Origin of the sequence: Variovorax guangxiensis (assembly GCF_003952165.1) — a bacterium.
GTDB lineage: Bacteria > Pseudomonadota > Gammaproteobacteria > Burkholderiales > Burkholderiaceae_C > Variovorax > Variovorax guangxiensis.
Map to the genome: position 1 here is coordinate 45505 of NZ_RXFT01000013.1, position 24980 is coordinate 70484.

General features: G+C 67.7%; 23 protein-coding genes. 10 read left to right on the forward strand and 13 right to left on the reverse strand.

Translation table 11 applies throughout. The annotated features are described in order from the left end of the window. Positions 1 to 11: 11 nt before the first annotated feature. From EJP67_RS25465 to ntrC, 7 genes are all read left to right on the forward strand, one after another. Entirely contained in the window at positions 12 to 986 is a 975-nt protein-coding gene (locus EJP67_RS25465; protein WP_126024531.1) for a sterol desaturase family protein, read from the forward strand. Between the two features lie 50 nt (positions 987 to 1036). Beyond that, positions 1037 to 1924 (forward strand): EI24 domain-containing protein, encoded by an 888-nt coding sequence (locus EJP67_RS25470; RefSeq protein ID WP_126024532.1) that lies wholly within the window; start codon positions 1037 to 1039, stop codon positions 1922 to 1924. Next, positions 1921 to 2721, forward strand: a complete 801-nt coding sequence (locus EJP67_RS25475) for a competence/damage-inducible protein A (RefSeq protein ID WP_206169558.1) — start codon at positions 1921 to 1923, stop codon at positions 2719 to 2721. Before EJP67_RS25470 ends, EJP67_RS25475 begins: the two co-directional genes overlap by 4 nt. Before the next feature lie 146 nt (positions 2722 to 2867). Next, on the forward strand, positions 2868 to 4283 hold the full coding sequence (gene glnA, locus EJP67_RS25480) for a type I glutamate--ammonia ligase (RefSeq protein WP_126024534.1): 1416 nt from the start codon (positions 2868 to 2870) through the stop codon (positions 4281 to 4283). A gap of 164 nt (positions 4284 to 4447) precedes the next feature. Continuing rightward, on the forward strand, positions 4448 to 4963 hold the full coding sequence (locus EJP67_RS25485; protein WP_126024535.1) for a hypothetical protein: 516 nt from the start codon (positions 4448 to 4450) through the stop codon (positions 4961 to 4963). A gap of 6 nt (positions 4964 to 4969) precedes the next feature. After that, positions 4970 to 6049 carry a nitrogen regulation protein NR(II) gene (gene glnL / locus EJP67_RS25490; RefSeq protein WP_126024536.1) on the forward strand — a complete coding sequence of 360 codons (1080 nt, stop codon included), beginning with the start codon at positions 4970 to 4972 and terminating at the stop codon, positions 6047 to 6049. Between the two features lie 27 nt (positions 6050 to 6076). After that, the gene (ntrC, locus tag EJP67_RS25495; RefSeq protein WP_126024537.1) at positions 6077 to 7630 is read left to right on the forward strand and encodes a nitrogen regulation protein NR(I); all 1554 of its coding nucleotides are present in this window, start codon (positions 6077 to 6079) and stop codon (positions 7628 to 7630) included. A gap of 44 nt (positions 7631 to 7674) precedes the next feature. Here the strand turns inward: ntrC and EJP67_RS25500 are convergent, their stop codons facing one another. Further along, on the reverse strand, positions 7675 to 8190 hold the full coding sequence (locus EJP67_RS25500; RefSeq protein WP_126024538.1) for a hypothetical protein: 516 nt from the start codon (positions 8188 to 8190) through the stop codon (positions 7675 to 7677). Positions 8191 to 8193: 3 nt separating this feature from the next. Further along, positions 8194 to 8979, reverse strand: coding sequence for an exodeoxyribonuclease III (xth, locus tag EJP67_RS25505; protein WP_126024539.1), 786 nt, complete (start codon positions 8977 to 8979; stop codon positions 8194 to 8196). Positions 8980 to 9627: 648 nt separating this feature from the next. On the opposite strand from xth, the gene EJP67_RS25510 reads away from it, so the two are divergent. Further along, positions 9628 to 10776 (forward strand): ABC transporter substrate-binding protein, encoded by a 1149-nt coding sequence (locus EJP67_RS25510; protein ID WP_126024540.1) that lies wholly within the window; start codon positions 9628 to 9630, stop codon positions 10774 to 10776. A 9-nt stretch (positions 10777 to 10785) separates the two neighbouring features. On the opposite strand, the gene EJP67_RS25515 is transcribed toward EJP67_RS25510, so the two are convergent. Continuing rightward, positions 10786 to 11679, reverse strand: coding sequence for a LysR family transcriptional regulator (locus EJP67_RS25515; protein WP_165909702.1), 894 nt, complete (start codon positions 11677 to 11679; stop codon positions 10786 to 10788). A 92-nt stretch (positions 11680 to 11771) separates the two neighbouring features. On the opposite strand from EJP67_RS25515, the gene EJP67_RS25520 reads away from it, so the two are divergent. Both EJP67_RS25520 and EJP67_RS25525 read left to right on the forward strand, forming a co-directional pair. After that, entirely contained in the window at positions 11772 to 12560 is a 789-nt protein-coding gene (locus EJP67_RS25520) for a class II aldolase/adducin family protein (RefSeq protein WP_126024542.1), read from the forward strand. Between the two features lie 44 nt (positions 12561 to 12604). Continuing rightward, positions 12605 to 13582 carry a Bug family tripartite tricarboxylate transporter substrate binding protein gene (locus EJP67_RS25525; protein ID WP_126024543.1) on the forward strand — a complete coding sequence of 326 codons (978 nt, stop codon included), beginning with the start codon at positions 12605 to 12607 and terminating at the stop codon, positions 13580 to 13582. A 97-nt stretch (positions 13583 to 13679) separates the two neighbouring features. On the opposite strand, the gene EJP67_RS25530 is transcribed toward EJP67_RS25525, so the two are convergent. From EJP67_RS25530 to hpaH, 10 genes are read right to left on the reverse strand one after another with little or no spacing between them, the layout of a single operon-like run. Continuing rightward, complete coding sequence (locus EJP67_RS25530) at positions 13680 to 14738, reverse strand: MBL fold metallo-hydrolase (RefSeq protein WP_126024544.1); 1059 nt, start codon at positions 14736 to 14738, stop codon at positions 13680 to 13682. An 11-nt stretch (positions 14739 to 14749) separates the two neighbouring features. Further along, entirely contained in the window at positions 14750 to 16201 is a 1452-nt protein-coding gene (locus tag EJP67_RS25535; RefSeq protein ID WP_206169561.1) for an aldehyde dehydrogenase family protein, read from the reverse strand. Positions 16202 to 16203: 2 nt separating this feature from the next. Continuing rightward, entirely contained in the window at positions 16204 to 17205 is a 1002-nt protein-coding gene (locus tag EJP67_RS25540; RefSeq protein WP_126024546.1) for a 2-dehydropantoate 2-reductase, read from the reverse strand. Next, on the reverse strand, positions 17202 to 18146 hold the full coding sequence (locus EJP67_RS25545; protein WP_126024547.1) for a fumarylacetoacetate hydrolase family protein: 945 nt from the start codon (positions 18144 to 18146) through the stop codon (positions 17202 to 17204). The genes EJP67_RS25540 and EJP67_RS25545 overlap by 4 nt, the downstream gene beginning before the upstream one ends. Before the next feature lie 43 nt (positions 18147 to 18189). Next, positions 18190 to 19530 (reverse strand): MFS transporter, encoded by a 1341-nt coding sequence (locus EJP67_RS25550; RefSeq protein WP_126024548.1) that lies wholly within the window; start codon positions 19528 to 19530, stop codon positions 18190 to 18192. A gap of 44 nt (positions 19531 to 19574) precedes the next feature. Further along, positions 19575 to 20441: a DODA-type extradiol aromatic ring-opening family dioxygenase gene (locus EJP67_RS25555; protein ID WP_126024549.1), complete on the reverse strand. Its 867-nt coding sequence runs from the start codon at positions 20439 to 20441 to the stop codon at positions 19575 to 19577. 14 nt (positions 20442 to 20455) lie between these two features. Then, positions 20456 to 21931, reverse strand: a complete 1476-nt coding sequence (locus EJP67_RS25560) for an aldehyde dehydrogenase (RefSeq protein ID WP_126024550.1) — start codon at positions 21929 to 21931, stop codon at positions 20456 to 20458. Then, positions 21928 to 23367 (reverse strand): FAD-binding oxidoreductase, encoded by a 1440-nt coding sequence (locus EJP67_RS25565; RefSeq protein WP_126024551.1) that lies wholly within the window; start codon positions 23365 to 23367, stop codon positions 21928 to 21930. Before EJP67_RS25565 ends, EJP67_RS25560 begins: the two co-directional genes overlap by 4 nt. Before the next feature lie 2 nt (positions 23368 to 23369). After that, positions 23370 to 24173 carry a 4-hydroxy-2-oxoheptanedioate aldolase gene (gene hpaI / locus EJP67_RS25570; protein ID WP_126024552.1) on the reverse strand — a complete coding sequence of 268 codons (804 nt, stop codon included), beginning with the start codon at positions 24171 to 24173 and terminating at the stop codon, positions 23370 to 23372. Beyond that, the gene (gene hpaH / locus EJP67_RS25575; protein ID WP_126024553.1) at positions 24173 to 24979 is read right to left on the reverse strand and encodes a 2-oxo-hept-4-ene-1,7-dioate hydratase; all 807 of its coding nucleotides are present in this window, start codon (positions 24977 to 24979) and stop codon (positions 24173 to 24175) included. The genes hpaI and hpaH overlap by 1 nt, the downstream gene beginning before the upstream one ends. Position 24980: the final 1 nt, after the last annotated feature.

Consider the following 24980-nt stretch of genomic DNA (forward strand, 5'->3'; position numbering starts at 1 on the left):
TTTTCCTGACCGTGATCGACTGGCTGACAGACGCCTTTTCCGCCATGCAGGGCTGGTTCTTCGAAACCGCCGTGCAGCCGCTGGTCTACGCCGTGGGGCTGGGCGGCTGGACGGAGGACGCCTTCGACGCCACCGGCTGGCTGCTGGTGGGCGTGATCCAGATCCTGGTGCTGCTGGCCATCATCGGGCCGCTGCAGCGCTGGCGTTCGGCGGAGCCGGTGGTCGACCACCACGCGATCCGCATCGACGTGCTCTACACGCTGATCCACCGGCTGGGGCTGTTCCGGCTGGCGATGTTCTTCACGCTGCAGCCTTTCTTCGACGACGCCATGGGCGTGCTGCGCACGGCGGGGTGGGGCACTTTCCACCTCGACGAGGTGTGGCCGGGCGTCACCGACATTCCCTGGGTGGCCTTCGCCATCTACCTCGTGGTGCTCGATTTCGTGGGCTACTGGATCCACCGCGGCCAGCACCAGTTCAACTGGTGGTGGGGCCTGCATTCGCTGCACCACTCGCAGCGCCAGATGACGATGTGGAGCGATGACCGCAACCACCTGCTCGACGACATCATCCACGACGCGCTGATCGTCATCGTCGCGCAGCTCATCGGCGTGGCGCCGGGGCAGTTCATCGCCTTCGTCGCCTTCACCCAGCTCAGCGAGAGCCTGCAGCACGCCAACCTGCGGCTGAGCTTCGGCGCCATCGGCGAGCGGCTGTGGATCAGCCCGCGCTTCCACCGGCTGCACCACAGCATCGGGCTGGGCCACGAATCGAACGGCCCCACCACCCTCGGCGGCCACAACTTCGGCGTGCTGCTGCCTTGGTGGGACATGCTCTTTCGCACCGCCAACTTCGATAACCGCTACGACCCGACCGGCATCCGCGACCAGGTGGAGCCCCGTGCCGACGGCCGCGTGCGCGACTACGGCCGCGGCTTCTGGGCGCAGCAATGGCTGGGACTGAAGCGAATGGTCGGTCGCGGTTGAGGGGCTCCGGGCCCTGAACCGCGCGCCCGAGGCGTTATCCTCGCTGCCTCATGCGCCTGCTCCTCGACTCCTTCTGGCGCGCGGTCGCCTATTGCATGCTGCCGCGCGTGATCGTGCTGTCGCTGCTGCCGCTGGGGCTCATGATCGTGCTGGCCGCGGCGCTGGGCTACTTCTACTGGGACGCGGCCGTGGTCTGGACGCGCGGCGCGCTCGACGCCTGGCCGCTGCTGTCGAGCTTCTGGTCGTGGCTCGGCCGCCTCTTCTCCGGCGACGTCACTTCCGTGCTGGCATCGCTGGTCGTGGTGTTCGCCGCCACGCCGGTGATCGTGGTGGTCTGCCTGCTGATCGTGGCCGGTTTCATGGCTCCCGCTTTGACGAAGCTGGTCGGCGAACGGCGTTTTCCGGGGCTGGAGCAGAAGAAGGGCGCTTCCTTCCTCGGCAGCGTGGCGCGCTCGCTGGCCGCCACCGTGCTGGCGGTGATCGCGCTGGTGGTGTCGATGCCGCTGTGGCTCATTCCTCCGCTGGTGCTGATATTGCCGCCGCTGATCTGGGGCTGGCTCACCTACCGCGTGATGAGCTTCGACGCGCTGGCCGAGCATGCCAGCCCCGAGGAGCGCGCCGCGCTCATCCGAGCGCACCGGGTGCCGCTCTTGTGCATCGGCGTGCTGTGCGGCTACCTGGGCGCCGCGCCCAGCATCGTCTGGGCGTCGGGCCTGCTGTTCGCCGCCGCCTTCTTCGTGCTTGTGCCCATCGCCATCTGGATCTACACACTGGTTTTCGCTTTCTCGGCGCTCTGGTTCGCCCACTACTGCCTCGACGCGCTCGCGCAGCTGCGCGCCCGGCGCGCGGCGGCGGAAGCATCCGCGGCCGGCGGCACGCCCGCCATCGAGGCCGATGAAGCCAGCAAGGCAGCTCTTTCCCAATGGGGTTCTCCATGACTCGCGCATTCGGTCTCATCGTCGTCGGCGACGAGATCCTCTCCGGCAAGCGTGCCGACAAGCACATGTCCAAGGTCATCGAGCTGCTCGCAGCGCGCGGCCTGCAGCTGGGCTGGGCCGAATACGTGGGCGACGAGCCCGCCCGCATCACGGCGGCGCTGCAGCGCGCCTTCGCCTCGGGCGACGTCGTCTTCTCGACCGGCGGCATCGGCGCCACGCCCGACGACCACACCCGCCAGTGCGCGGCCAGGGCGCTGGGCGTGCCGCTGGCGCTGCACCCCGAGGCCGAGCTGCTGATCCGCGAGCGCATGCAGGACACCGCGCGCGAGCAGGGCGTGCCCTACGAGCCCGACCGGGCCGACAACGTGCACCGGCTCAACATGGGCGTGTTTCCACAGGGGGCCGCGCTCATCTACAACCCGTACAACAAGATTCCGGGCTTCAGCGTGGGCGACGTGCACTTCGTGCCGGGCTTTCCCGTCATGGCCTGGCCGATGATCGAATCGGTGCTCGACGGGCGCTACGCCAGCCTGTTCGCCAGCAACGCGGTCGCCGAGAAGTCCGTGATCGTTTTCGGTGCCATGGAGGCCACGCTGACCCCCCTCATGGAAGCCATCGAGGCCACCCATGCCGGCGTCAAGGTGTTCAGCCTGCCCAGCGTCGATCACCCGACCTACGGCCGCCACATCGAACTGGGCGTCAAGGGCGACGCGGGCCGGCTCGACGCCGCCTATGCCCAGCTCATCGAAGGTCTGCACACTTTTGACGCCAAGCTTGGCCCTGAATTGGTGCGATAAAAATCAATGCACCAAAATAGTGAATTTCCGCCTTCATTTGGGTTCCATGGCGGCCATCGAAGCCTCATCCGGCGAGGCGACAATGGCACAGAAACTGCATCCCACGTCCCTGTATTCCTAACCACCATCCAACTCAGGAGAAACTGATGGCAAAGACCGTCGCCGATGTACTCAAGCTCGTCAAGGAAAACGAGGTCAAGTTCGTCGACTTCCGCTTCACCGATACCCGCGGCAAAGAGCAGCACGTGACCGTGCCGGTCTCGGCTTTCGACGAAGACAAATTCACCTCGGGCCACGCATTCGACGGCTCGTCCATCGCCGGCTGGAAGGGGATCGAAGCTTCGGACATGCAGCTCATGCCCGACCCGAACACCGCCAACATCGATCCGTTCTTCGAAGAGACGACGATGATCCTGACCTGCGACGTGATCGACCCCGCCGACGGCAAGGCCTACGAGCGCGATCCGCGCTCGCTCGCCAAGCGCGCCGAGGCGTACATGAAGGCATCGGGCCTGGGCGACACCGCCTACTTCGGTCCGGAACCCGAATTCTTCGTCTTCGACGGCGTGCGCTGGAAGAACGACATGTCGGGCTGCTTCGTGAAGATCGAATCCGAAGAAGCCTCGTGGAACACCGACAAGGAGTTCGAGCACGGCAACAGCGGCCACCGTCCCGCGGTCAAGGGCGGCTACTTCCCGGTTCCCCCGGTCGACAGCTTCCAGGACATGCGCTCGGAAATGTGCCTGGTGCTCGAATCGCTGGGCATCCCGGTCGAAGTGCATCACCATGAAGTGGCCAACGCCGGCCAGCTCGAGATCGGCACCAAGTTCAGCACGCTGGTGCAGCGCGCCGACTGGGTCCAGCTGCAGAAGTACGTGATCCACAACGTGGCCCACGCCTACGGCAAGACCGCCACCTTCATGCCCAAGCCCGTCGTCGGCGACAACGGCTCCGGCATGCACGTGCACCAGTCGGTCTGGAAGGACGGCAAGAACCTGTTCGCCGGCGACGGCTATGCAGGCCTCTCGGACTTCGCCCTGCACTACATCGGCGGCATCATCAAGCACGCCCGTGCCCTGAACGCCATCACGAACCCCGGCACCAACAGCTACAAGCGCCTGGTCCCCGGCTTCGAGGCCCCGGTGAAGCTGGCCTACTCGGCCAAGAACCGCTCGGCATCGATCCGCATCCCGTTCGTGGCCAACCCGAAGGGCCGCCGTGTCGAAGCGCGCTTCCCCGATCCGCTGATGAACCCGTACCTCGGTTTCGCGGCCCTGCTGATGGCAGGCCTCGACGGCGTGGAAAACAAGATCCATCCGGGCGAAGCCGCCAGCAAGGACCTGTACCACCTGCCGCCGGAAGAAGACGCGCTGATCCCGACCGTCTGCCACAGCCTCGACCAGGCCCTGGAAAACCTGGACAAGGACCGTGCGTTCCTGACCAAGGGCGGCGTGTTCACCGATGCCTACATCGACGCGTACATCGACCTGAAGATGCAGGAAGTCACGCGCTTCCGCATGGCTACCCACCCGGTCGAGTTCGACATGTACTACTCCCTGTAATCGGTTCGCCCCAGACTGCATGCGCCTTCCTCCCGGGAGGTGCAGGCCTGATGGGTCATGAAGGACGGCTCGGCCGTCCTTTTTCTTTTGGGTGGAACATCTGGTCACTTTTGCCGTCGAATTGCACGAAAATGCGCCTTTGTCGCCGCTCTCCACCGATACACATGAAGACTGCTTCCCTCATTTTCCTGGCTGGTTCATTGGTCGCGTTGCCGGCGCTTTCGCAGGAGCGCGTCTGGCGCTGCGGCAACGAATACACGAACAACTCCACCATCGCGCAGCAGAAGGGCTGCAAGGTGATGGAAGGCGGCAACGTCACGGTGGTGCAGGGCACGAGGGCTTCGGGCGGCGGTTCCGCATCTTCCTCTTCGGGCGGTGGCTCCTCGGCGGCGCGTTCACCGGCAGGCAGCCCCCGCGTGGAAGGCGTCGACCAGCGTGCCCGTGACGGCGAGGCGCGCGCGGTGCTCGAGGCCGAGCTCAAGAAGGCCGAGGCGCGGCAGGCCGAGCTGCAGAAGGAATACAACAACGGCGAGCCCGAGAAGCAGGGCAGCGAAGGCCGCAATTACCAGAAATACCTGGACCGCGTCGCCGAGATGAAGGCCGAGCTGGCGCGCAACGAGAGCGACATCGCCGGCATCCGCCGCGAGATCGCCCGGCTGCCCGCCAGGCAGCCTCAGTAAGACGTCATGGTGTTCGGAAAGAAGGCGGCCGGCGCCAATTCGCGCTTCCAGTCCTTCGACCTGCTGTCCACGCTGATCGCGGTGGTCGACAGCAAGGGCTCGGTACTGTTCGCCAACGCGGGGCTCGAGGACGCGCTCGGCACATCGCGCCGCACGCTCGAAGGCTCACAGTTCGGCGCGTGCTTCCACGAGCCGCAGGTGCTGCGCACGGCCATCGACGGCGCGAGCAGCAACGACTTCGCCACGCTGCGCTACGAAGCCTTCCTGCGCCGCGTGAACCACGAGCTGATGCCGGTGCAGGTTTCGCTCGCGCACGGCGAGAAGAAGGGCGAGCTCATCATCGAAATGTCGCCGCTGGAGCAGCAGGTGCGGCAGGACCGGGAGGAGCGGCTCATCGACCAGGCGCAGGCGAACAAGGAGCTCATCCGCAACCTCGCGCACGAGATCAAGAACCCGCTGGGCGGCATCCGCGGCGCCGCGCAGCTGCTGCAGATGGAGGTCGAATCGCGCGACCTCGTCGAATACACCCAGGTCATCATCCACGAGGCCGACCGGCTGCAGACGCTGGTCGACCGGCTATTGGCGCCGCACCGACGCCCGCACGTGGTGGGCGACGTCAACATCCACGAAGTCTGCGAGCGGGTGCGCTCGGTCATCCTCGCGGAGTTTCCGCGCGACCTGCACATCGAGCGCGATTTCGACGTTTCCATTCCCGAGTTCCGCGGCGATCGCGAGCAGCTCATCCAGGCCACGCTGAACATCGCGCACAACGCGGCGCAGGCGCTGGCGGAGCGCCGCGCGGCCGGTGACGCGCAGATCACTTTCAAGACGCGGGTGGCCCGCCAGGTGATCTTCAACAAGCAGTGGTATCGACTGGCACTGGAATTGCATGTAATCGACAATGGACCGGGTGTGCCGGACACGATCAAGGACCGCATCTTCTATCCGCTCGTATCGGGCAGGGAAGGCGGGACCGGGCTGGGATTGACGCTCGCGCAGACTTTTGTGCAACAGCATCACGGCGTGATCGAGTGCGACAGCGTCCCGGGCCGAACCGATTTCAAGATATTGATACCGCTGCCCTAGCGCAGCCACCGGCAACAGAGGAGATGCATGAAGCCGATCTGGATAGTTGATGACGACCAATCGATTCGCTTCGTGCTCGAGAAGGCTCTGCTGCGCGAAGACCTGCCCACGCGCAGCTTCACCAACACGCGCGAGGTTCTGGCGGCACTCGAGCAGGCCGCCGACGACGACCAGCTCGCGCCCCAGGTCCTGGTGAGCGACATCCGCATGCCCGGCGGTTCCGGGCTCGACCTGCTCGACAAGATCAAGGCCCTGCACCCGGGCCTGCCCGTCATCATCATGACGGCCTTCTCCGACCTCGACAGCGCCGTCTCGGCCTTCCAGGGCGGCGCCTTCGAATACCTGCCCAAGCCCTTCGACCTGCCGCGCGCGGTCGAGCTCATCCGCCGCGCGGTCGACGAAAGCCAGCGCGAGGAAGTGGCCGAGGAGCGCATGGTCGCTGCGCCAGAGATGCTCGGCCAGGCGCCCGCCATGCAGGACGTGTTCCGCGCCATCGGGCGTCTTTCGCAGAGCAACGTCACGGTGCTCATCACCGGCGAATCGGGCTCGGGCAAGGAACTGGTGGCGCGCGCGCTGCACAAGCACTCGCCGCGCGCCAACGGCCCCTTCGTGGCCATCAACACCGCCGCCATCCCCAAGGACCTCTTGGAGAGCGAACTCTTCGGCCACGAGCGCGGCGCCTTCACCGGCGCGCAGACCATGCGCCGCGGCCGCTTCGAGCAGGCCGAGGGCGGCACGCTCTTCCTCGACGAAATCGGCGACATGCCCTTCGACCTGCAGACGCGCCTGCTGCGCGTGCTGAGCGACGGCCATTTCTACCGCGTGGGCGGCCACAACTCGGTGAAGGCCAACGTGCGCGTCATCGCGGCGACCCACCAGGACCTGGAGCAGCGCGTCAAGCTCGGCGGCTTCCGCGAAGACTTGTTCCACCGCCTCAACGTGATCCGCCTGCGCCTGCCGGCGTTGCGCGAACGCGGCGAGGACGTGCCCGCGCTCACGCGCCACTTCCTGCAGGTGAGCGCGCGCCAGCTCGGCGTGGAGCCCAAGCGCATCTCTGATGCTGCATTGGCGAAGCTCGCGGCATTCAATTTCCCGGGCAACGTGCGCCAGCTGGAGAACATCTGCCACTGGCTGACGGTGATGGCACCGGCCCAGCTGATCGAGGCGAAGGACCTGCCGCCCGAAGTGATGATGGCGGGCAGCACCGGTGCCGAAGCGCATGCCGTGGCCGACGCGCCGTTCGTCGCATCGACGCCCGTGGCGGCACAGCCTGTGCCCTCACTGCCGGTGGGCGGCGGCGAGGCGGTGTCCTCCGCGCATGCCGTCTCCGAACACGCCGAGACTCATGCTCCAGCAGCGAGCACCACCAGCAGCTGGGAAGGCGGCCTGGAAGCCGAGGCGCAGGCCCTGCTGGCAGCCGGCCGCACCGACGTGTGGGACGTGCTTTCGCGTCGCTTCGAGTCCAGGCTGATCCTCACCGCGCTGGCCAACACGCGCGGCCGCCGCATCGAGGCGGCGCAGAAACTGGGCATCGGGCGCAACACCATCACCCGGAAGATCCAGGAACTCGGCATCGAATGAAAAAGGCCCCTTCAGGGCCTTTTTCATTCTTCCGCTTCGCTCTTTCAGCGGCTGCGCTGCCCCTGCGTCAGCGAATCGATCTGGAACTTGTCGCTGCGGTCCCAGAGCCAGGTGTCCACGTAGGTGTGGCCTCCGAGCTTGCCCGGGTTGGGCAGGGGAGAGGCGGCCTTGATCATCTCCGCGATCATCGGCGCCACCTCCGGCGCATGGCTCGGCGTTCGGCTGAAGGTGACGTTCACCACCTTGCCCGTCGCGTCGATGTCGGTCTCGACCACCACCACCGCATACACCAGCGGCGGCAGCTTGCCCTTGTAGATGCGGCTCGCGTACTTGCTATAGATATGGCGCGCGCCGATCTTGCGGTAGGCGCGCACCGCGGGCGTCTGCGCGGTGATGAGCCGCACGGTCGGCACCTCGCGGCCGTCGGTCGTGGTCTCGCCGGTGGAAGCGGGCGGGGTGCCCTTGTTGTCGCCTTCCTCCGCCTTGTCGGCCGGCTTCAGCAGCGAACAGGCCGAGAGCATCAGCGCGACGGCGGCCACTGCCAGTTTGCGCGCGGCCATGGCCTAGGCCCCCAGGTCCAGGTCGAGCACCACCGGGGCATGGTCGCTCGGTTTTTCCCACTTGCGCGGCACGCGGTCGATGATGCAGCCTTTCACGCGCGGCACCAGCGGCTCGCTCACCAGGATGTGGTCGATGCGCAGGCCGCGGTTCTTCTGGTAGCCCAGCATGCGGTAGTCCCACCACGAGTAGCTCTTCTCGGGCTGCTCGAACATGCGGAAGCTGTCCTTCAGGCCGAGCTCGAGCAGCGCCTTGAAGTGGTTGCGCTCTTCGGTCGTGTGGTGGATGGTTTCCTTCAGGCCCACGGGGTCGAAGCTGTCGCGGTCTTCGGGCGTGATGTTGAAGTCGCCCAGCAGCACGAGGTTCGGGTTGGCCGCCAGTTCCTGCCGCAGCGCGTCGCGCAGCGCGTCGAGCCACTTCATCTTGTATTCGAACTTGTCCGTACCCGGCGCCTGGCCGTTGACGAAGTAACCGTTGACCACGCGCAGCGGACCCGACGCTGTCTCCACCGTGGCCGCGATCACGCGCGACTGGTCGTCGCTGAAACCGGTGATGTTCTTCACCACGTCGCCCACCGGCGCGAGGCTGAGGATGGCAACGCCGTTGTAGGTCTTCTGGCCGAACACCGCGGCCTCGTAGCCGGCCGACTTGAGCACGTCGAGCGGGAATTTGTCGTCCGTCATCTTCAGCTCCTGCAGGCACAGCACGTCGACAGGGTTGGCGATGAGCCAGTCGAGCACGTGCTGCAGGCGCGCGGTGAGGGAGTTGACGTTCCAGGTCGCTATTTTCATGAAATTCGCTAAGTTATTGAGTGCGTTTGGCGGTTCGTACCCTTTGGCATACCCGTTTTTGAACCGCTGCCCCTGGGCCGCGGGTACACCGACCCAGCCAGCTTAGCAAAAGCCCTGGGCAAAGCTGGTAGCAAAAAGCACCGGACGGCATCGGCGTTGTTGTCGTGAGCGCGTCCTGGCTTCCGGGCTGACGACTCCGCGTCGTTCCGCAAACAAAATGCCGATGACGGCATCCGATACCGCACCGGCAGGATGCTCGACTACAGGGCCGGCTCGGCCCACGTTCACGTCACCCAGGCCACCGCCGCGGATGTTTGCAAGCGCTCGATGTCCCTGTGGATGGTCTTCGAGGATGCCGCCAGGAAGCCTTTGGCCAGTATCAATTTCTACGGAATGCGGCCTGCTCCGGCCTCCCTGTGAGGCGGGGCGCCTTCCGGATACGGGGTTCGACGGGCTCGTGCTAGGCAGCGGAGGAGACAGCGGCGTCGGGCAGATCCATTCGCATGCCAGCAGCGACTCACGGCCGCATGATCCCTGACAGTCGAAAGCAAGTCGACCACCTTGCAACTGGCGGGTACCGCGGAGAAGGTATCTGTCGTGAAGTGTGCGTTGGCGCACATCCTCGGTCGAAGGGAGGGCCTACGCTGGGTGCTTTCCATTCTTCCCGACGCGATCATGAAGCTGTTCCGCTCCTTTCCCATGACTGTCCTGGCGGCCGTGCTGGCTGCTGGGGCCATCGGCCTCCCGGCCCAGGCCCAGCAGGTACCGGCGGTGGCGCCCCCGACGGCCACCGCAGCAGAGCGCGACGGTGGCGGCCTGAGCCTGAACGATCTCTACCAGGCGGCCCTGAAGGAAGGCGGAACGCTGACCGTCTACGCCGGCGGCGACGAGGTGACGCAGGGGTTCGGCATCAAGTCCGCCTTCGAGCGCCAGTTCCCGGGCATGAAGCTGGACCTGGTCGTCGACCTGAGCAAGTACCACGACGCGCGCATCGAGGAGCAACTGCTGCGCAAGGACCTGCAGGTGGACCTCGCCCATCTGCAGACGCTGCATGACTTCGACGATTGGGCGGCCCGCGGCCTGCTGCTTGCGTACAAGCCCATCGGCTGGGAGCAGATCCCCCCGGCCTACAAGGACCCCCAGGGCCGCTTCACCGGCCTGTTCATGCTGACCTTCGCCAACAGCTACAACAAGAACTACGTCTCGGCCGAGAACGCGCCTCGCGACTACGCGGATTTCCTCAAGCCGGAGTTCAAGAACCGCATCATCATCACGTACCCCAACGACGACGACGCGGTGCTGTATGTGTTCGACAAGATCATCCAGAAGTACGGCATCGGCTTCATCGATCAGCTGAAGGCCAACGGCGTGCAGTGGGTGCGCGGCACGCAGACGCCGCGCGACGCCGTCGAGGCCGGCAAGTACGCCGTCTCCACGGGAACCTCCGGCAGCTTCGTTCCGGTCGAGTCGTCGTCGCTGCGCTTCGTGCTGCCCAGGACCGATCCTTTCCTGACATGGGCTCAGACCGGCGCGATCTTCAAGGACGCCAGGCATCCTGCGGCGGCCAAGCTCTACATGAGCTGGACGCTGTCGCTGCCCGTGGCTTCCAACCCGCGGCAATTCCCGATCCGCAAGGACGTGCAGCCGCTGCCGGGCTTCAAGGGCATCGAGCAGTACAACACCAGCCCCGAGGACTTTCATGCCTTCATGAAAGACCGCGCACGCGTGGAGCGCCTCAAGAGCCTGTTCGAACGCCTGATCGGGCCGGTGCAGGGCATCTCGCCGCTGAAGGACTGACGCAAAGCGTCAGGGCTGGTACTGGAAGAGCGCCTGGCCGTCGCTCTCCAGCAGCTCCAGCGTCCTGCGTACGGCGGGTGAAAGGTAGCCTTCCCTTCGCAGCGCGACACCGAACTCGCGGGGCATGGCGAGCTCGGGCACCTGCAGCGCGACCAGTCCTTCGGGCAGCATGCTGTGCGAGGTGAACACGATCACGTCGTGGAGCCTGGCGATGCCCAGCAGCAATGCCGGCGAGTTGGACTGCATCTGGATGGCTGGCGCGGCCAACTGCAGGTCCTGCAGGCGGCGGTCCCACCACTGGCGGCTCGGGATCTCGCGCGTCGGCATGGCCCAGAGCCACGCCATCAATTCAACGGCGGTCACGGATCCGCGAGCTGCGAGCGGATGGCCTGCACGTACCGCCGGGCCGACCATGTCGTTCGCCAGCGGCACCGTGCGCAGATCGGGGTCCGGCGGCAGCAGGCCGATCAGCAGGTCGATGCGGCCCTCCCGCAGTTCGCGGCGCATGCCCACGTTGGTGCCGAGCAGCACCTGGAGCCGGACGCCGCTTTGCTGCAGCAGCCGCGCGCAGATCTGCGGCAGCACGTGCGCGGCCGTGCTGAGGCCGCTGCCGATGCGCACGTCGCCGATCGCACCGGTCGAGAAGTCGCGCAGTTCCTGCTGCACCTGGCTCGCATGCTGCAGCAGCGGCCGTGCACGCTCCAGCAGCAGCAAGCCGGAGGGCGTCAGCGTCACGCCCTGGCCGTCGCGCTCGATGAGCCGCTCGCCCACCGCGGCTTCGAGGCGGCGGATGCACTTGGTGATGGCTGGCTGGCTGCGCCCGAGGAGCTCGGCGGCGCGGCTCACGTGGCCCAGGGTCGCCACCGTCTCGAAGAATTTGAGGTCGCGGAGGTTGTAGTCCATGAAAAAAGGATATGGCGTCCGCACCATTAGCGATTGGACCTCGCCAGGGCGACGCCGGACGATATCGCCATTTTCAGGAAGGATGGCATTTCATGCTTGTGCAAGACGGAAGGGTTCGGATCGCCTCGATGCGCGACCGCTGTTCGGAAGCGGAATGGCAGGCGAGGGTGGACCTGGCAGCCTGCTATCGCTTGATCGACTTCTACGGCATGGCCGACATGATGGCCAACCACATCTCCATGCGCGTGCCGGGCGAGGAAGCGTTCCTCATCAACCCGTACGGCATGATGTACGAGGAGATCACCGCCTCGTGCCTGATCAAGGTGGACCACGCCGGCACCATCCTGGACAGCCCCGATTTCGGCGCGCTGGGCTATGGCGTCAACAAGGCCGGCTACGTGATCCACAGCGCCGTGCACGAAGCGCGGCCCGAGGTGGCCTGCGTGATCCACACGCACAGCTGGGCTTCGATGGCGGTGTCCGCGCTCGATTGCGGCCTGTTGCCCATCACCCAGACCGCCATGCGCTTCCTGAAGATCGGCTATCACGACTACCAGGGCGTCGTGCTCGATACGAAAGAGCAGGCCTCGCTCATCGAGGACCTCGGCCAGGGTGAGGCCCTGATCCTGCGCAACCACGGTGTGCTGACAGTAGGGCGCACCGTCGGCGAGGCGTTCAACTGGATGCACCGCCTGGAACTGGCCTGCCGGGCGCAGCTCGGCGCGATGGCCTGCAACGTGCCCTTGCGGCCGGTGCCCGCGCAGGTGCTGCAGGACACCTGGAACCAGTACCAGCCCGGCACTCGCCGACCCTACGGCGTGATGGAGTGGCCGGCCCTGCTTCGCAAGCTCGACCGGCTGGACCCCAGCTACGCGCTCTGACGATCCGACCGAACCAGACCGAACCAGAACATATGGAGACATCGATGAACATCCCCAATCCCTCGAGAAGGCGCGCACTGCTGCTGGCGGGCGCCGCGGCGTTCAGCTTCTGCACGGCGGCGACGGCCCAGACCTACCCGTCCAAACCCGTGCGGGTCATCGTGGCGTTCACTGCCGGCGGCACCACCGACATCCTGGCGCGCGCCGTGACGCAGAAGCTCTCGGAGAAGCTCGGCCAGCCCTTCGTCATCGACAACAAGCCGGGCGCCGGCGGCAACATCGGTACCGAGATGGCCGTGCGTGCCGCGCCCGACGGCTACACGCTGATCGTCAACTCGGTAGGTCCCATGGCCGTGAACCAGACGCTCTACAAGAGCTTGCCCTACGACCCGCTGAAGGACCTGGTGCCGATCGTGCAGATCGCCGACGTGCCCAACGTTCTGGTGGTGCACCCCAGCGTCCCGGCGAAGACGCTGGAGCAACTCATCGAGTATGCGAAGGCTCGCCCCGGCAAGCTGTCCTACGGCTCCACCGGCGTCGGCACTTCGTCGCACCTGTCGAGCTACATGCTGGGCCAGCGCAGCGGCATGGACACGGTGCATGTGCCCTACAAGGGCGCCAACGTGCTCAACGACCTGCTGGCGGGGCGGCTTCAGTTCATGTTCGCCACGGTGCCGTCGGTGATCCAGCACATCCGCGCGGGCAAGCTGCGGGCGCTGGCCGTCTCCAGCGAGGGGCCCTCGCGCTCCTTGCCCGGCGTTCCGACGGTCGCCGAGAAAGGCTTCCCGGGCTTTTCCGCCGGTTCATGGTTCGGCTTCTTCGCGCCCAAGGGCACGCCGGCGTCCGTCATCCAGCTGGTGAACAAGACCGTGAACGATGTGCTGCCATCGCTGCAGGAGCAGATGGTGCGGGAAGGTGCCGATCCGGTGGGAGGCACCCCCGAGCAGTTCGGGCAGTTCGCTCAGCGCGAGCACGAGAAGTGGAAGGCGATCGTGCGGGATTCCGGCGCCTCCATCGATTGAGCAGCGCCTTGCCCACGTTCCGCGGGCGCTGTGCTACCTGCCAATTCGATTGCCGGAGACGACTTCATGGGTGCTCGAGGCGCATCGCACCGAGTGCCTACGCGCTCCACACCACCTGTGTGGCCCGCGCGCATTCGTTCATGACCGTCAGTGCCCGCACGACGTTGGCCGTACCCATGACGAAGGGGTTGCGGCCGCTGCCGCCCTGTTGGCGGGCCTGCAGCTTCTTCACCGCCTCGTCGAAGAGGTCGTGATTGGAGATGAACACGTCCACGCCCTGCGCCTCGACCAGGCGGCGCACACGCTCTGTCTGGTCGATGTAGGCCTGCAGCCTCTGCATGCGGTCGGGGCTGCGCTGGAAGTTGAATGCGGTGCCTCCCCACAGCAGCGCACGGTGGCGTTTCGCGCCTTCGCGCACGTCGAAGAGCAGCGAGACCGTGCCCATCGTGTGGCCGGGAGTGAGCAGCACGTCGATGCGGGTATCGCCCCAGCGCAGGGTGTCGCCTTCCTTGAGCACCAGGTCGCGCCTGGGCGGACGGCCCCAGTCGGGGCGGTCGAATTCCAGCTTCGTTTCGGTCATCGTCCAGTCCGCCTCGCTCATGGCGGCCCGGGCCCCGGAAATCGACTTGAGATGACCGAAGCCGCCGTAGTGGTCGCCATGGCCGTGCGTGATCAGCACCGCCCGGATGGTGGCCGGGTCCTGTCCCAGTGTGCGCAGGCCGGCGGCCACCAGGGTGCGGGCTTCGTCGTCGTTGTCCATCGCATCGATCACGACCAGGCCTTCCGAGGTGGGCAGGCCCCACGCGCTCACCCACTTGTTGCCGACGAAGCACAGGTTGTCGAAGGCCCAGCCCGGGGCCGGCGCGGGCAGTGCCATCAGCGCTTCCGGCGACACCGGCGGCGCGCTGGGCGTGGGCGATATGCCGTCGCCCAGGCGCATGTACGCGAGCAGATCGTCGCCGGCGGCTCGCCGGGCCGCGTCCAGGTGGGCCTGGGCCTTGGCCGGAAGAGGTCCGGTGGTCTGCGCACCGGCCAGCGGGAACGCGCAGCACAGGCAGCCTGCGGCCAGCAGGCGCCGGCGGTTGAGCGCCACGCCCTCGGGTGCGGGGGAGGCCCCCGATGGGGTGCGCAGGAACGCGAACAGCGAAGAAGCCATGGTCGATCTCCTCAGGGTTGAACGTATGCAGTCTTGACGGTGGTGTAGAACTCGGCGGCGTAGCGGCCCTGCTCGCGCGGGCCGTGGCTCGAAGCCTTGCGACCGCCGAAGGGCACGTGCGGATCGACGCCGGCCGTCGGCGCATTGACCATCACCATGCCCGCCTGAAGGTGCCGCTTGAAGTGTGCGGCCCATTTCAGCGAGGTGGTGCACACGCCGGAGGAAAGACCGAACTCCGTGTCGTTGGCCACGGCGAGCGCCTCTTCGGCATCGCGCACACGGATCACCGTGGCCACCGGGCCGAAGATCTCCTCGCGGTTGATGCGCATCGTGTTCGTGGTGCCTGTGAGCAGGGCGGGCTGCAGGTAAAAGCCCGGCTTGCCGTCGATGTGCGCCAGGGGCTCGCCGCCGGCCGCAAGGCGGGCGCCTTCTTCGCGGCCGATGCGGATGTAGTCGAGGTCCTGCGCCAGCTGCTTCTCGTCGACCACCGGGCCGATGACAGTGCCGGCCGCGCGCGCATCGCCGACCGTCAGACCGCGCATGCGCTCGATCATGGCCTCCACGAAACGGTCGTGGATGCGCTCGGTGACCACCAGGCGAGAAGAAGCGGTGCAGCGCTGGCCCGTCGAGTAGAAGGCCCCGTTGATGGCGCAGGACACCGCGACGTCCAGGTCGGCGTCGTCGAGCACCACCAGCGGGTTCTTGCCGCCCATTTCGAGCTGGAACTTCGGCATGGCCCCGCGGCGCGAGACGCAAGCCTGCGCGATCTTGCGGCCCGTGGACTCCGAACCCGTGAAGGTGACCGCGTTCACGCGCGGGTCGCCCAGCAGGGTGTCGCCGATCTCCCGGCCACGGCCCATGATCAGGTTGAAGGCGCCCGCGGGCAGGCCGCAGCGGCTCAGGATCTCCGCCAGCGCCCATGCGCTGCCGGGCACCAGCTCCGCCGGCTTGAAGACCACCGCGTTGCCGTAGGCGAGGGCCGGCGCGATCTTCCAGGCCGGAATGGCCAGCGGGAAATTCCAGGGCGTGATGATGCTGACCACTCCCACCGGTTCGCGGGTGATCTCCACGCTCATGCCGGCGCGGGTCGACGGCAGCAGCTCTCCGCCCGAACGCAGCGCCTCGCCGGCGAAGAACTTGAAGATCTGCGCGGCGCGGACCACCTCGCCGAGCGCGTCGGGCAGCGCCTTGCCTTCCTCTCGCGCGAGCAGGTCGGCCAGCTCCGCGCGGCGGGCGTGGATCTCGCTGCCGGCCTGGTCGAGCGCGTCGGCGCGCTGCTGGGGCGACGTGGCGGCCCATGCCGGCTGGGCGGCGTGCGCCGCGGCGATGGCGGCTTCGGCATCGGCCCGGTTGGCGCGCGCGTACATGCCGACCACGTCGCGCGTGTCGGACGGGTTGATGTTGTCGGCGGCATCCTGGCCTTCGGTCCAGTCGCCGCCGATGTAGTTGCGGTAGGGGTTCATGGTCATGCGCTATGCGATTCAGGGTAGAGGCCGTGCACGCGGCCGAAGAGCCGGGCCAGCCCGAGGAGCGCGCCGATGGCCGGAGTGGGCAGGCCCAGGCGCTGGCCGATCTCGTGGGTGGCGCCCACGATGGCGTCGAGTTCGAGCGGCCTGCCCGCCTGGGCGTCCTGCAGCATGGACGTGCGGAAGGCGCCCAGGCGCGCAGTGACCGCGTGGCGCGCTTCGGGCGCTTCGTCGATGGGACAGCCGATCTGCCGGCCGATGAGCGCGGCCTCCTGCATGGCGGCGGAACAGAATCCGCGCACCAGGGGATCGGCGAGGATGCGGTCGACCGTGGCGCCCGTGATCGCGCTGACGGGGTTCATGGTGAGGTTGCCCCAGAGCTTGTACCAGATGGCCGCGCGCACGTTGTCGCTCGGCGTGGCGTCGAAGCCCGCGCGCGCCAGCAGCGCGGCGACGGCGCTGGCGCGTTCGCTGGAGCGGCCATCGGGCTCGCCCAGGATCAGGCCCTGGCCCATGTGGTGCTGGACGAATCCCGGCCGCGGCGTGGAGGCGCTCGCATGCACCACAGCCCCGAGCACGCGCTCGAAGCCGATGGATGCCGCGATGTGGCCGCCGGGATCGACGCTGGCCAGCCCCGTGCCGGCGAATGCGGGAACACCCTGGCAGAACCACCAGGGCACGCCGTTCATGGCCGGAAGCACGATGGTGCGTTCGCCGAGCAGAGGCCCCAGCGTCGGCGCGAGACCGGCAAGCGCCGGGCCCTTCACGGCGACGATGACCAAGTCCTGCGGGCCCAGGTCTTCAGGCCGATCGGACGCGCGGGCAGGGGCCTGCAGCAGCTGGCCGTCGCTGGCCTGCAACTGCCAGCCGTCGCTGCGCAGCGCCTGCAGCGTGGCTCCTCGTGCCAGCGCGCAGACGTCGGCTTGCCCGGAGGCGGCCAGGCGCGTGCCGATCAGCCCTCCGATGGCACCCGCCCCGACGATGCAGACCTTGTCGATCATGTGCCCTTGGCCGCGCGCAGGTTGGCCTTGAAGTGCTCCGGCACCCGTTCGTCGAAGCCGAGCGCCACGCGCCGAACCTCGGGGGTGTCGGTGGGCGCGTGGCCCACGCCGAGCGCCGCGGCCCGCGGTGCCTCGATGCCCACGACCGTGCCTTCGATGCGGCCGATGCCGGTGATCTCGCAGGCGACGACGTTGCCCGGATCCACGCTGCGCGAATGGCAGGGCGTGCCCATGAGGATGACGTCGCCGGGCACGAGCGTGATGTGGCGCGCGATGTCGGCGATCACGTAGTGAGGACCCCAGATGGTTTCGTCGCCGATGTGCGCTTCCTGCACCACGCGGCCGTTGACCAGGGTGCGCAGCGTCTGCTCGAAGAGGTTCACGCCCCGCACGATGCCCGGCCCGATGGGCAGCAGCGTGTCGGCGCCCTTCACGCGCAGCATGCTGCCCTGGTCGGTGTCGCGAAAGTCCTGCAGGCCCATGTCGAGCGCGGGGCAGAAGCCTTCGATGTAGTCCCAGGCCTCGTCCGGCGTCACGTTGCGGCAGGTGCGCCCGATCACCAGGGCGTACTCGCCCTCGTAGTTGAGGTACTTGCAGTCGGCCGGCTTGAGGATCTGGCCCTTGTGGCCGTTCAGCGACGTGGGCGGCTTGGTGAAGTAGGTCGGCGTTTCCGTGGGCTTGGGCTTGTTGCGCGTCTCCACGCTGCGCGAGCTGTAGCTGATGTGCACGGCGATGATCTTGCTGGGCGACACCGGCGGAAGATAGGTCTGCGCATCGGCGTCGAGCAGGCGGCCGTCGTCCAGCCGCAGGCGGCCCGCGTCGGCGCCGTCTTCCACCATCGTGCCCCAGAAGGCGCTGCCGCCCACGAGCACGCGGCGGCGCTCGACGCGGGGTCCCCGCATCACCGCGGGCAAGGTCTGAAAAGGAAATTCGAAGTTCATGTGGGGCCTCGTGTGTAGGGAAGGCAGAGAAGATTTGGAAAGTTCAGCGGCGCGGCGCCGGACTGGGCCGTACGCCCAGTACCACCAGCGCGCCGGCCAGCAGCAGGAAGCCGGCGATCACGTACATGCCGGCGGCGGTGGTTCCCGTGGTGTCCTTCACCCAGCCCACCAGATACGGACTGACGAAGCCCGCCAGGTTGCCGATGGCGTTGATGACCGCGATGCCGGCGGCCGCGGCCACGCCGCCGAGCAGGCCCGTGGGCAGCGTCCAGAACACCGGGGCCAGGCATTGCAGGCCCATGCTCGCGATGGTGAGCGCGACCATGGCGATGGCCGTGTTGTCGCTCCACACCACGGCACCGACCAGCCCGGCGGCGGACACCAGCGCCGACAGGCCGTAGTGCCAGCGGCGCTCGCCCGTGCGGTCGGAATGGCGCCCGACCAGGATCATCGCCACGATGCCGAAGGCATAGGGAATGGCCGACAGCAGCCCGATGTGCAGCGGGCTCGACACGCCGGTGGCCTTGATGATGGAGGGCAGCCAGAAGCCGAAGCCGTACTGCCCCATCGAGCTGCCGAAGTACACCAGCGCCAGCAGCCAGACCAGCGGATGCCGGAAGGCGGAGCCGACGGACACATGCGTCTTCGCCGAAGCTTCGGCCTCGATGCGCTGCTGCAGCAGCGCTTTCTGCGCGGGCGTGAGCCAGCGGGCGCCGGAGATGCCGTCGTCGAGATAGAACAGCACGCAGACGCCCACGATCAGCGAGGGAACGCCTTCCAGCACGAACAGCCACTGCCAGCCGGCCATGCCGTGCACGCCGTTCATGGCTTGCAGGATCCAGCCCGAACCCATGCCGCCGAGCACGCCGGCGATGGGAATGGCCGTCATGAACAGCGCCGTGATGCGGCTGCGGCGATGGGCCGGATACCAGTAGGTCAGGTACAGGATCATGCCCGGGAAGAAACCCGCCTCTGCCGCGCCCAGCAGGAAGCGCACGACGTAGAAGGCCGTCGCGCTCTGCACGAAGGCCATCGCTGCGGTCAGCAGCGCCCAGGTGATCATGATCCGCGCGATCCAGCGCCGCGCGCCCACGCGATGCATGATCAGGTTGCTCGGCACCTCGAACAGGAAGTAGGCGATGAAGAAGATGCCTGCGCCGAGGCCGTAGACGGTCTCGCTGAAGTGCAGGTCCTGCAGCATCTGCAGCTTGGCGAAGCTGACGTTCACGCGATCGAGAAAGGCGATCACGAAGCACAGGCACAGGAACGGGATGATGCGTCGCGTGACCTGGGCGTATGTCGCGTCCTCGAACGCGGGTGAGTCGGCGGCGATGGTGCCCGCGCGCGAAGGCGCGGCACCCGCCGCGGCGCTGGGGTGGCTCATGGCGATGTCTCTGTTGTCGTTGTTCTGCGGTGCGGACCTGGCGCTCAGGGGTTGAACCAGACGTGGATGTTGCCGGTGCCGCGAGCGTTCTCGTAGGCGGAAAGGGCCTCGCCGCGGGCGCGGCACTGCGCGCCGCCCATGGCGCCGAGCATCTGCAGGTAGTGCGCGCCGAAGGCCTCCCAGGGCTTGCGGCGGTACTCCCCGTCCCAGCGCTCGAGGATCAGGTCGTGCCGGCCTTCGGCCATCAGCGCGATCGCCTTCTTGTCGCTCTCGATGTTCTCGGGCGAGGAGACGTTGGTCTCGTGGAAGATGCGCGGGTGGTTGGGCTTCCAGTCGATGCCGTTGAACTTGTGGCTGAGCGCGCCCGAGGCGAGCAGCACCACGCGCAGGCCGCTGCGGCGGATCGCCTCGCCGATGGCTTCGCCCGATTTCAGGAACTGCGGCCATTCGCAGTTCTGGCATGAGCTTGCCGTGACCACGGGCGTGTCCGTCATGTCCAGCCGCAGGTGCTTGACCAGGTTCACCGTCGCATAGTGGCGGCCCAGGTCCGGATGGCGGATGGCGCGGTTGTAGCCGCCCTGTTCACGCGAAACCTCCTCGATGGCCTGGGCCAGGCCCGGGTGGCCGCGGTAGTCATAGGGAACGCCATGCAGGTACCAGGGCATCTCGTCGGAGATGTAGGTGCCGCTATAGCGTTCGCCGCCGTCCACCAGGTGGTAGCCGGTGGTGAACCAGTGTGTATCGAAGATCAGCACCACATCCGGCGTGGCCGCGGCGATGCGCTGGCGCAGCCGGGCGTAGCCGGGGATCAGGTCCGAGTCTTCGCCCGCGCCCTGCAGGCGACGGAATTCCTCGCACTGCATCAGGCCGGGGTGGTGCGACACGATGGCCGCGCCGACGATCTTTCCCATGTCCTACTCCTTTGTTATCTGTGGCTGAAGCTCGCCTTGAACGGCTTCTTGGGGACGACGACGTCCTTGACGTCGCAGAAGAATTCGAAGCTCCAGTCGCCGCCTTCGCGGCCCACGCCCGAGCGCTTGATGCCTCCGAAGGGCGCGGCCAGGTCGCGGATGCCGAAGCTGTTGACCCAGATGAATCCGGTGCGCACCTGCTTGGCCACCTCGGTCGCGTGATCGGTCTCGCCGTAGCACACGCCGCCCAGGCCGTAGTCGGTGCCGTTGGCCAGCGCGATCGCCTCCTCGTCGCTGGCGAAGGTCTGCAGCGTGAGCACCGGGCCGAACACCTCGTTCTGCACGATCTCGTCGTCCTGCTTCACGCCGGTGACCATGGTGGGCTGGAAGTACTGCGCGCCGAAGCCGTGGCGCTCGCCGCCCCACAGCAGCCGGGCGCCGGCCGCCACTGCGCGCTGCACGAAGCCTTCCACGCGTGCCAGCTGGCGCGGATGGATGATCGGGCCCACCTCGGTGGCCTCGTCGCGGGGATCGCCGACGGTCAGCTTCTCCACATGACTGCGCATGGTCGCCACGAAGCGCTCGGCGATCTTCTCGTGAACGAGGAAGCGCGTGCCCGCCAGGCACACCTGGCCGGCATTGCGGTACATGAGCGCACCCGTCGCCGCGGCGCCCTCGAGGTCGGCGTCCTCCAGCACGATGAACGGGCTCTTGCCGCCCAGTTCCAGGCTGCAGGGCACGAGGTTGGCGCCCGCGGCCTGCGCGATCGACTTGGCCGTGGGCACGCTGCCGGTGAAGGACACCCGCGAGACGCGCGCGTCTCCCACCAGCCGCGCACCCGTGGTGGCGCCGGTGCCCTGCACCACGTTGAACACACCCGGCGGCAGGCCGGCCGCATCGGCGCAGTCGGCCAGCAGCGAGCAGGTCAGGGGCGCCCACTCCGGCGGCTTCAGGATGCAGGTGTTGCCGGCCGCCAGGGCCGGGCCCAGCTTCCAGGTGGAGAGCATCAGCGGCGCGTTCCACGGGGTGATGATCACGACCACGCCCGCCGGGTCGTGGCGCACGATGTGGTGCGCCTGCTCGGTGTCGATGGGGCGGTTCTGCAGGTCCAGCGCGTGCTGCGCGAACCAGCGGATGTTGAGCATGGCGCGCGGCACCACGCCGTGACGCATGCGCGAGAGCAGCACGCCTGCGTCGGTGCTCTCCAGACGGCAGAAGTCGTCGGCTCGCTTGCCGATCTCGTCGGCGAAGCGCTCCAGATACGGCAGGCGCTCGGCCGCGCTCATGGCGCTCCAGGCCGGGAAAGCGCGCTGCGCGGCCTGCAGCGCGGCTTCGGTGTGGTCCTCCAGGCCCTCGGCGATGCGGCCCAGGGGCTGCTGGTCGATGGGGCTGAACAGCTCGAAGGTGGTGGCCGACGGCACGCGGCGGCCATCGATGTAGTGGTCGGGCGAGACCTTGACGCCCGCCACGTCCAGCGCGGATGTGGTCATTCGGAAAGCTCCTTGGTGGGTGGCAGCAACTTGCCAGGATTCATGATTCCCTGCGGGTCGAGCGCGGACTTGATGGCGTGCATCAGCCGCAGGTCGACGCTCGACTTGTGGCGGGCGGATTCGTCGCGCCGCAGCACGCCGAGCCCGTGCTCGGCGGAGATCGAACCGCCCAAGGCCGCGACGGTGTCGTGCACGCAGCGGTTGACCGGCTCTTCGAGCGCCTCGAAGGCGGCGCGATGCTCGGGCGCGAGCCGGTCGGCGGCGGGCGAAAGGTTGTAGTGCAGGTTGCCGTCGCCGAGGTGGCCGAAGACGACCAGGCGCTCGTTCGGCCAGCGGCGCGCGATTTCCGCGCCCATGAGCTCGATGAACTCCGCGATGCGCGAGATCGGCAGCGCGATGTCGTGCTTGATGGTGCGGCCTTCGGCGCCCTGCGATTCGGAAATGTCCTCGCGCAGCGCCCACATCGCCCGGAACTGCGCCAGGCTGGCCGAAAGGGCGGCATCGGTGGCGAGCTCCTGCTCCAGCGCGGCCTCGAGCAGGCCCTCGATGGCGGCACTGGCGTGGGCTTCGTCCACGTTGTCGCTGACCTCCAGCAGCACGTACCAGGGCGAGCGCTCGGCCAGGGGCAGCCGGGCGCTGTCGACATGCTTTTCCACCAGCGCGATGCAGACATCGCTCATGAGCTCGAAGGCCGTGAGGCCGGCGCCCAGGCGTGCCTGTGCGAGCTGCAGCAGGGCCAGCGCCGAGGCCGGATCGGGCACGGCGACGAAGGCGGCCACCTGCGCGGCGGGCAGGGGATGGAGCTTGAGCACGGCGGCGGTGATCACGCCCAGCGTGCCTTCGCTGCCGATGAAAAGGTCGCGCAAGTCGTAGCCGGTGTTGTCCTTGCGCAGGCCGCGCAGTCCGTCCCATACCTCGCCGCGCGCCGTGACGGCTTCGAGTCCGAGGCACAGCTCGCGCGCATTGCCGTAGCGCAGCACCTGCACGCCGCCGGCGTTGCTGGCCAGGTTGCCGCCGATGGTGCAGGTGCCTTCGGCCGCAAGGCTCAAGGGGAACAGCCGGCCCGCCTCGAGCGCGGCCTCCTGCACCTGCTGCAGCGTGACGCCGGCTTCGACCGTGATCGTGTTGTTGAGGGTGTCGAGCGCGCGCACCTTGTTCAGCCGCGCGAGCGAGAGCACCAGCGCGCGGCCGGACGCGTCGGGCGTGGCGCCACCCGACAGCCCCGTGTTGCCGCCCTGGGGCACCACGGCGATGCCGTGATCGGCACACCAGCGCACGACGGCGGCCACGTCGGCCGCGCTCTCGGGCTGCGCGACGGCCACGGCCTTGCCAGCCCACTTGCGGCGCCAGTCGGTAAGGAACGGCGCCTTCTCTTCGTCCTCGATCAGCAGCCGGCCCGAGAAGGCGCGGCGCAGTTCTTCGAGCTCCGACTTCATGCTCAGTAGCCCGATGCGTTCGTCGCGGAAGGCGCCGGCGCGTCCTTGAAGCGCCGGGCCAGCGCGCGGCTGGCCTGGGCCAGCAGTGTCGCTTCCACGCCCACGGCCACGAAGCGCGCACCCAGGCCGATGTAATGGCGTGCCAGGGTCTCGTCCACGGCGAGGATGCCCGGCGCCTTGCCCGCGGCGAGGATGCGCGTGAAGGCGTGCTCGATGGCCGCGCGCACTTCGGGGTGGCCGGGCTGCCCGAGCAGGCCCATCGAGGCGGACAGGTCGGAGGGGCCGATGAAGACGCCGTCCACGCCTTCCACCGCCGCGATCTCGTCGATGCGGCCCAGGGCTGCCGTGGTTTCCACCTGCACGAGCAGGCACATGCGGTCGTTGGCGGTGTGCAGGTACTGCGCGTCCGCGCCCCATCGCGAGGAACGGGCCAGGCCGCTTCCGACGCCGCGGATGCCCTGCGGCGGATAGCGCATGGCCTGCACCAGCGCCGTGGCCTGGGCGGCGTCTTCCACCATCGGCACCAGCAGCGTGGTGGCGCCGATCTCGAGCACCTGCTTGACCAGGGCCGCGTCGCCGTGCGGAATGCGCACCACGGGGTGGGCGGGGTAGGGCGCCACCGCCTGCAGCGTCGCCAGCATCGAGCGAAGATCGTTGGGCCCGTGCTCGCCGTCCACCAGCAGCCAGTCGAAGCCGCCGGTGGCGCACAGTTCCGCGGTGTAGGGCTCGGCCAGGCCGAGCCACAGGCCGATCTGCGCGCCGGGTGCCGCCAGGGCGGTCTTGAAATTGTTCACGGTCGAAGTCATTACACGAACCTCAGGGAAATGGAGCCGAGCGGACCGTAGTCCGCGTGGAAGGTGTCGCCGGCGGCGCAGTGCACCGGCCGGGTGAAGGAGCCGCCCAGCACGATCTGGCCTGCCTCCAGGCCGTCGCCATGAAGCGCCAGCTTGTTGGCCAGCCAGGCCACGCCGTTGCCCGGGTGGTTGAGCACCGCCGCACCCAGGCCCGACTCCTCGATGACGCCGTTCTTGAAGAGCAGCGCGCCGGCCCAGCGCCAGTCCACCTGGTCGGCCCGCATGGGACGGCCGCCCATCACGATGCCTGCGCTGGCGGCGTTGTCGGCGATGGTGTCCAGCACCTTGCGCGGCGCCTTCGTCACGCGGTCGAATTGCTCGATGCGCGCATCGATCAGCTCCAGCGCCGGGATCACGTAGTCGGTGGCGTTGAGAACGTCGAACAGCGTCACGCCGGGCCCGCGCAGCGGCCGGGCGAGGATGAAGGCGAACTCCACCTCCAGCCTCGGCACCAGGAAGCGCGCAGCCTCCACCTCGGTGCCGTTGTCGATCACCATGCTCTGCAGCAGCACGCCGTAGTCGGGCTCGGTGATCTGTGAGGAGATCTGCATCGCGCGGGATGTCAGGCCGATCTTGCGCCCGACGATGGTCTCGCCCGCTGCCAGCTTGAGCGCAGTCCATTCGCGCTGGATGGCGTAGCTGTCCGCGATGGTCATGCCTTGCAGGCGTTTGCTGAAATGCTCGACGGGCCGGCGGCTGCGTTCGGCCTCGATGAGTTCATGGGCCAGCGCGAGGTGGCGCTCTCTTGAATCGGTCATG

What these genes read in the sequence shown, in the direction of transcription:
- EJP67_RS25470 (WP_126024532.1), top strand. Translation starts at nt 1,037, where the DNA reads ATGCGCCTGCTCCTCGACTCCTTCTGGCGCGCGGTCGCCTATTGCATG.
- EJP67_RS25475 (WP_206169558.1), top strand. Translation starts at nt 1,921, where the DNA reads ATGACTCGCGCATTCGGTCTCATCGTCGTCGGCGACGAGATCCTCTCC.
- glnA (WP_126024534.1), top strand. Translation starts at nt 2,868, where the DNA reads ATGGCAAAGACCGTCGCCGATGTACTCAAGCTCGTCAAGGAAAACGAG.
- EJP67_RS25485 (WP_126024535.1), top strand. Translation starts at nt 4,448, where the DNA reads ATGAAGACTGCTTCCCTCATTTTCCTGGCTGGTTCATTGGTCGCGTTG.
- glnL (WP_126024536.1), top strand. Translation starts at nt 4,970, where the DNA reads ATGGTGTTCGGAAAGAAGGCGGCCGGCGCCAATTCGCGCTTCCAGTCC.
- ntrC (WP_126024537.1), top strand. Translation starts at nt 6,077, where the DNA reads ATGAAGCCGATCTGGATAGTTGATGACGACCAATCGATTCGCTTCGTG.
- EJP67_RS25500 (WP_126024538.1), bottom strand. Translation starts at nt 8,190, where the DNA reads ATGGCCGCGCGCAAACTGGCAGTGGCCGCCGTCGCGCTGATGCTCTCG.
- xth (WP_126024539.1), bottom strand. Translation starts at nt 8,979, where the DNA reads ATGAAAATAGCGACCTGGAACGTCAACTCCCTCACCGCGCGCCTGCAG.
- EJP67_RS25515 (WP_165909702.1), bottom strand. Translation starts at nt 11,679, where the DNA reads ATGGACTACAACCTCCGCGACCTCAAATTCTTCGAGACGGTGGCGACC.
- EJP67_RS25520 (WP_126024542.1), top strand. Translation starts at nt 11,772, where the DNA reads ATGCTTGTGCAAGACGGAAGGGTTCGGATCGCCTCGATGCGCGACCGC.
- EJP67_RS25525 (WP_126024543.1), top strand. Translation starts at nt 12,605, where the DNA reads ATGAACATCCCCAATCCCTCGAGAAGGCGCGCACTGCTGCTGGCGGGC.
- EJP67_RS25530 (WP_126024544.1), bottom strand. Translation starts at nt 14,738, where the DNA reads ATGGCTTCTTCGCTGTTCGCGTTCCTGCGCACCCCATCGGGGGCCTCC.
- EJP67_RS25535 (WP_206169561.1), bottom strand. Translation starts at nt 16,201, where the DNA reads ATGAACCCCTACCGCAACTACATCGGCGGCGACTGGACCGAAGGCCAG.
- EJP67_RS25540 (WP_126024546.1), bottom strand. Translation starts at nt 17,205, where the DNA reads ATGATCGACAAGGTCTGCATCGTCGGGGCGGGTGCCATCGGAGGGCTG.
- EJP67_RS25545 (WP_126024547.1), bottom strand. Translation starts at nt 18,146, where the DNA reads ATGAACTTCGAATTTCCTTTTCAGACCTTGCCCGCGGTGATGCGGGGA.
- EJP67_RS25550 (WP_126024548.1), bottom strand. Translation starts at nt 19,530, where the DNA reads ATGAGCCACCCCAGCGCCGCGGCGGGTGCCGCGCCTTCGCGCGCGGGC.
- EJP67_RS25555 (WP_126024549.1), bottom strand. Translation starts at nt 20,441, where the DNA reads ATGGGAAAGATCGTCGGCGCGGCCATCGTGTCGCACCACCCCGGCCTG.
- EJP67_RS25560 (WP_126024550.1), bottom strand. Translation starts at nt 21,931, where the DNA reads ATGACCACATCCGCGCTGGACGTGGCGGGCGTCAAGGTCTCGCCCGAC.
- EJP67_RS25565 (WP_126024551.1), bottom strand. Translation starts at nt 23,367, where the DNA reads ATGAAGTCGGAGCTCGAAGAACTGCGCCGCGCCTTCTCGGGCCGGCTG.
- hpaI (WP_126024552.1), bottom strand. Translation starts at nt 24,173, where the DNA reads ATGACTTCGACCGTGAACAATTTCAAGACCGCCCTGGCGGCACCCGGC.
- hpaH (WP_126024553.1), bottom strand. Translation starts at nt 24,979, where the DNA reads ATGACCGATTCAAGAGAGCGCCACCTCGCGCTGGCCCATGAACTCATC.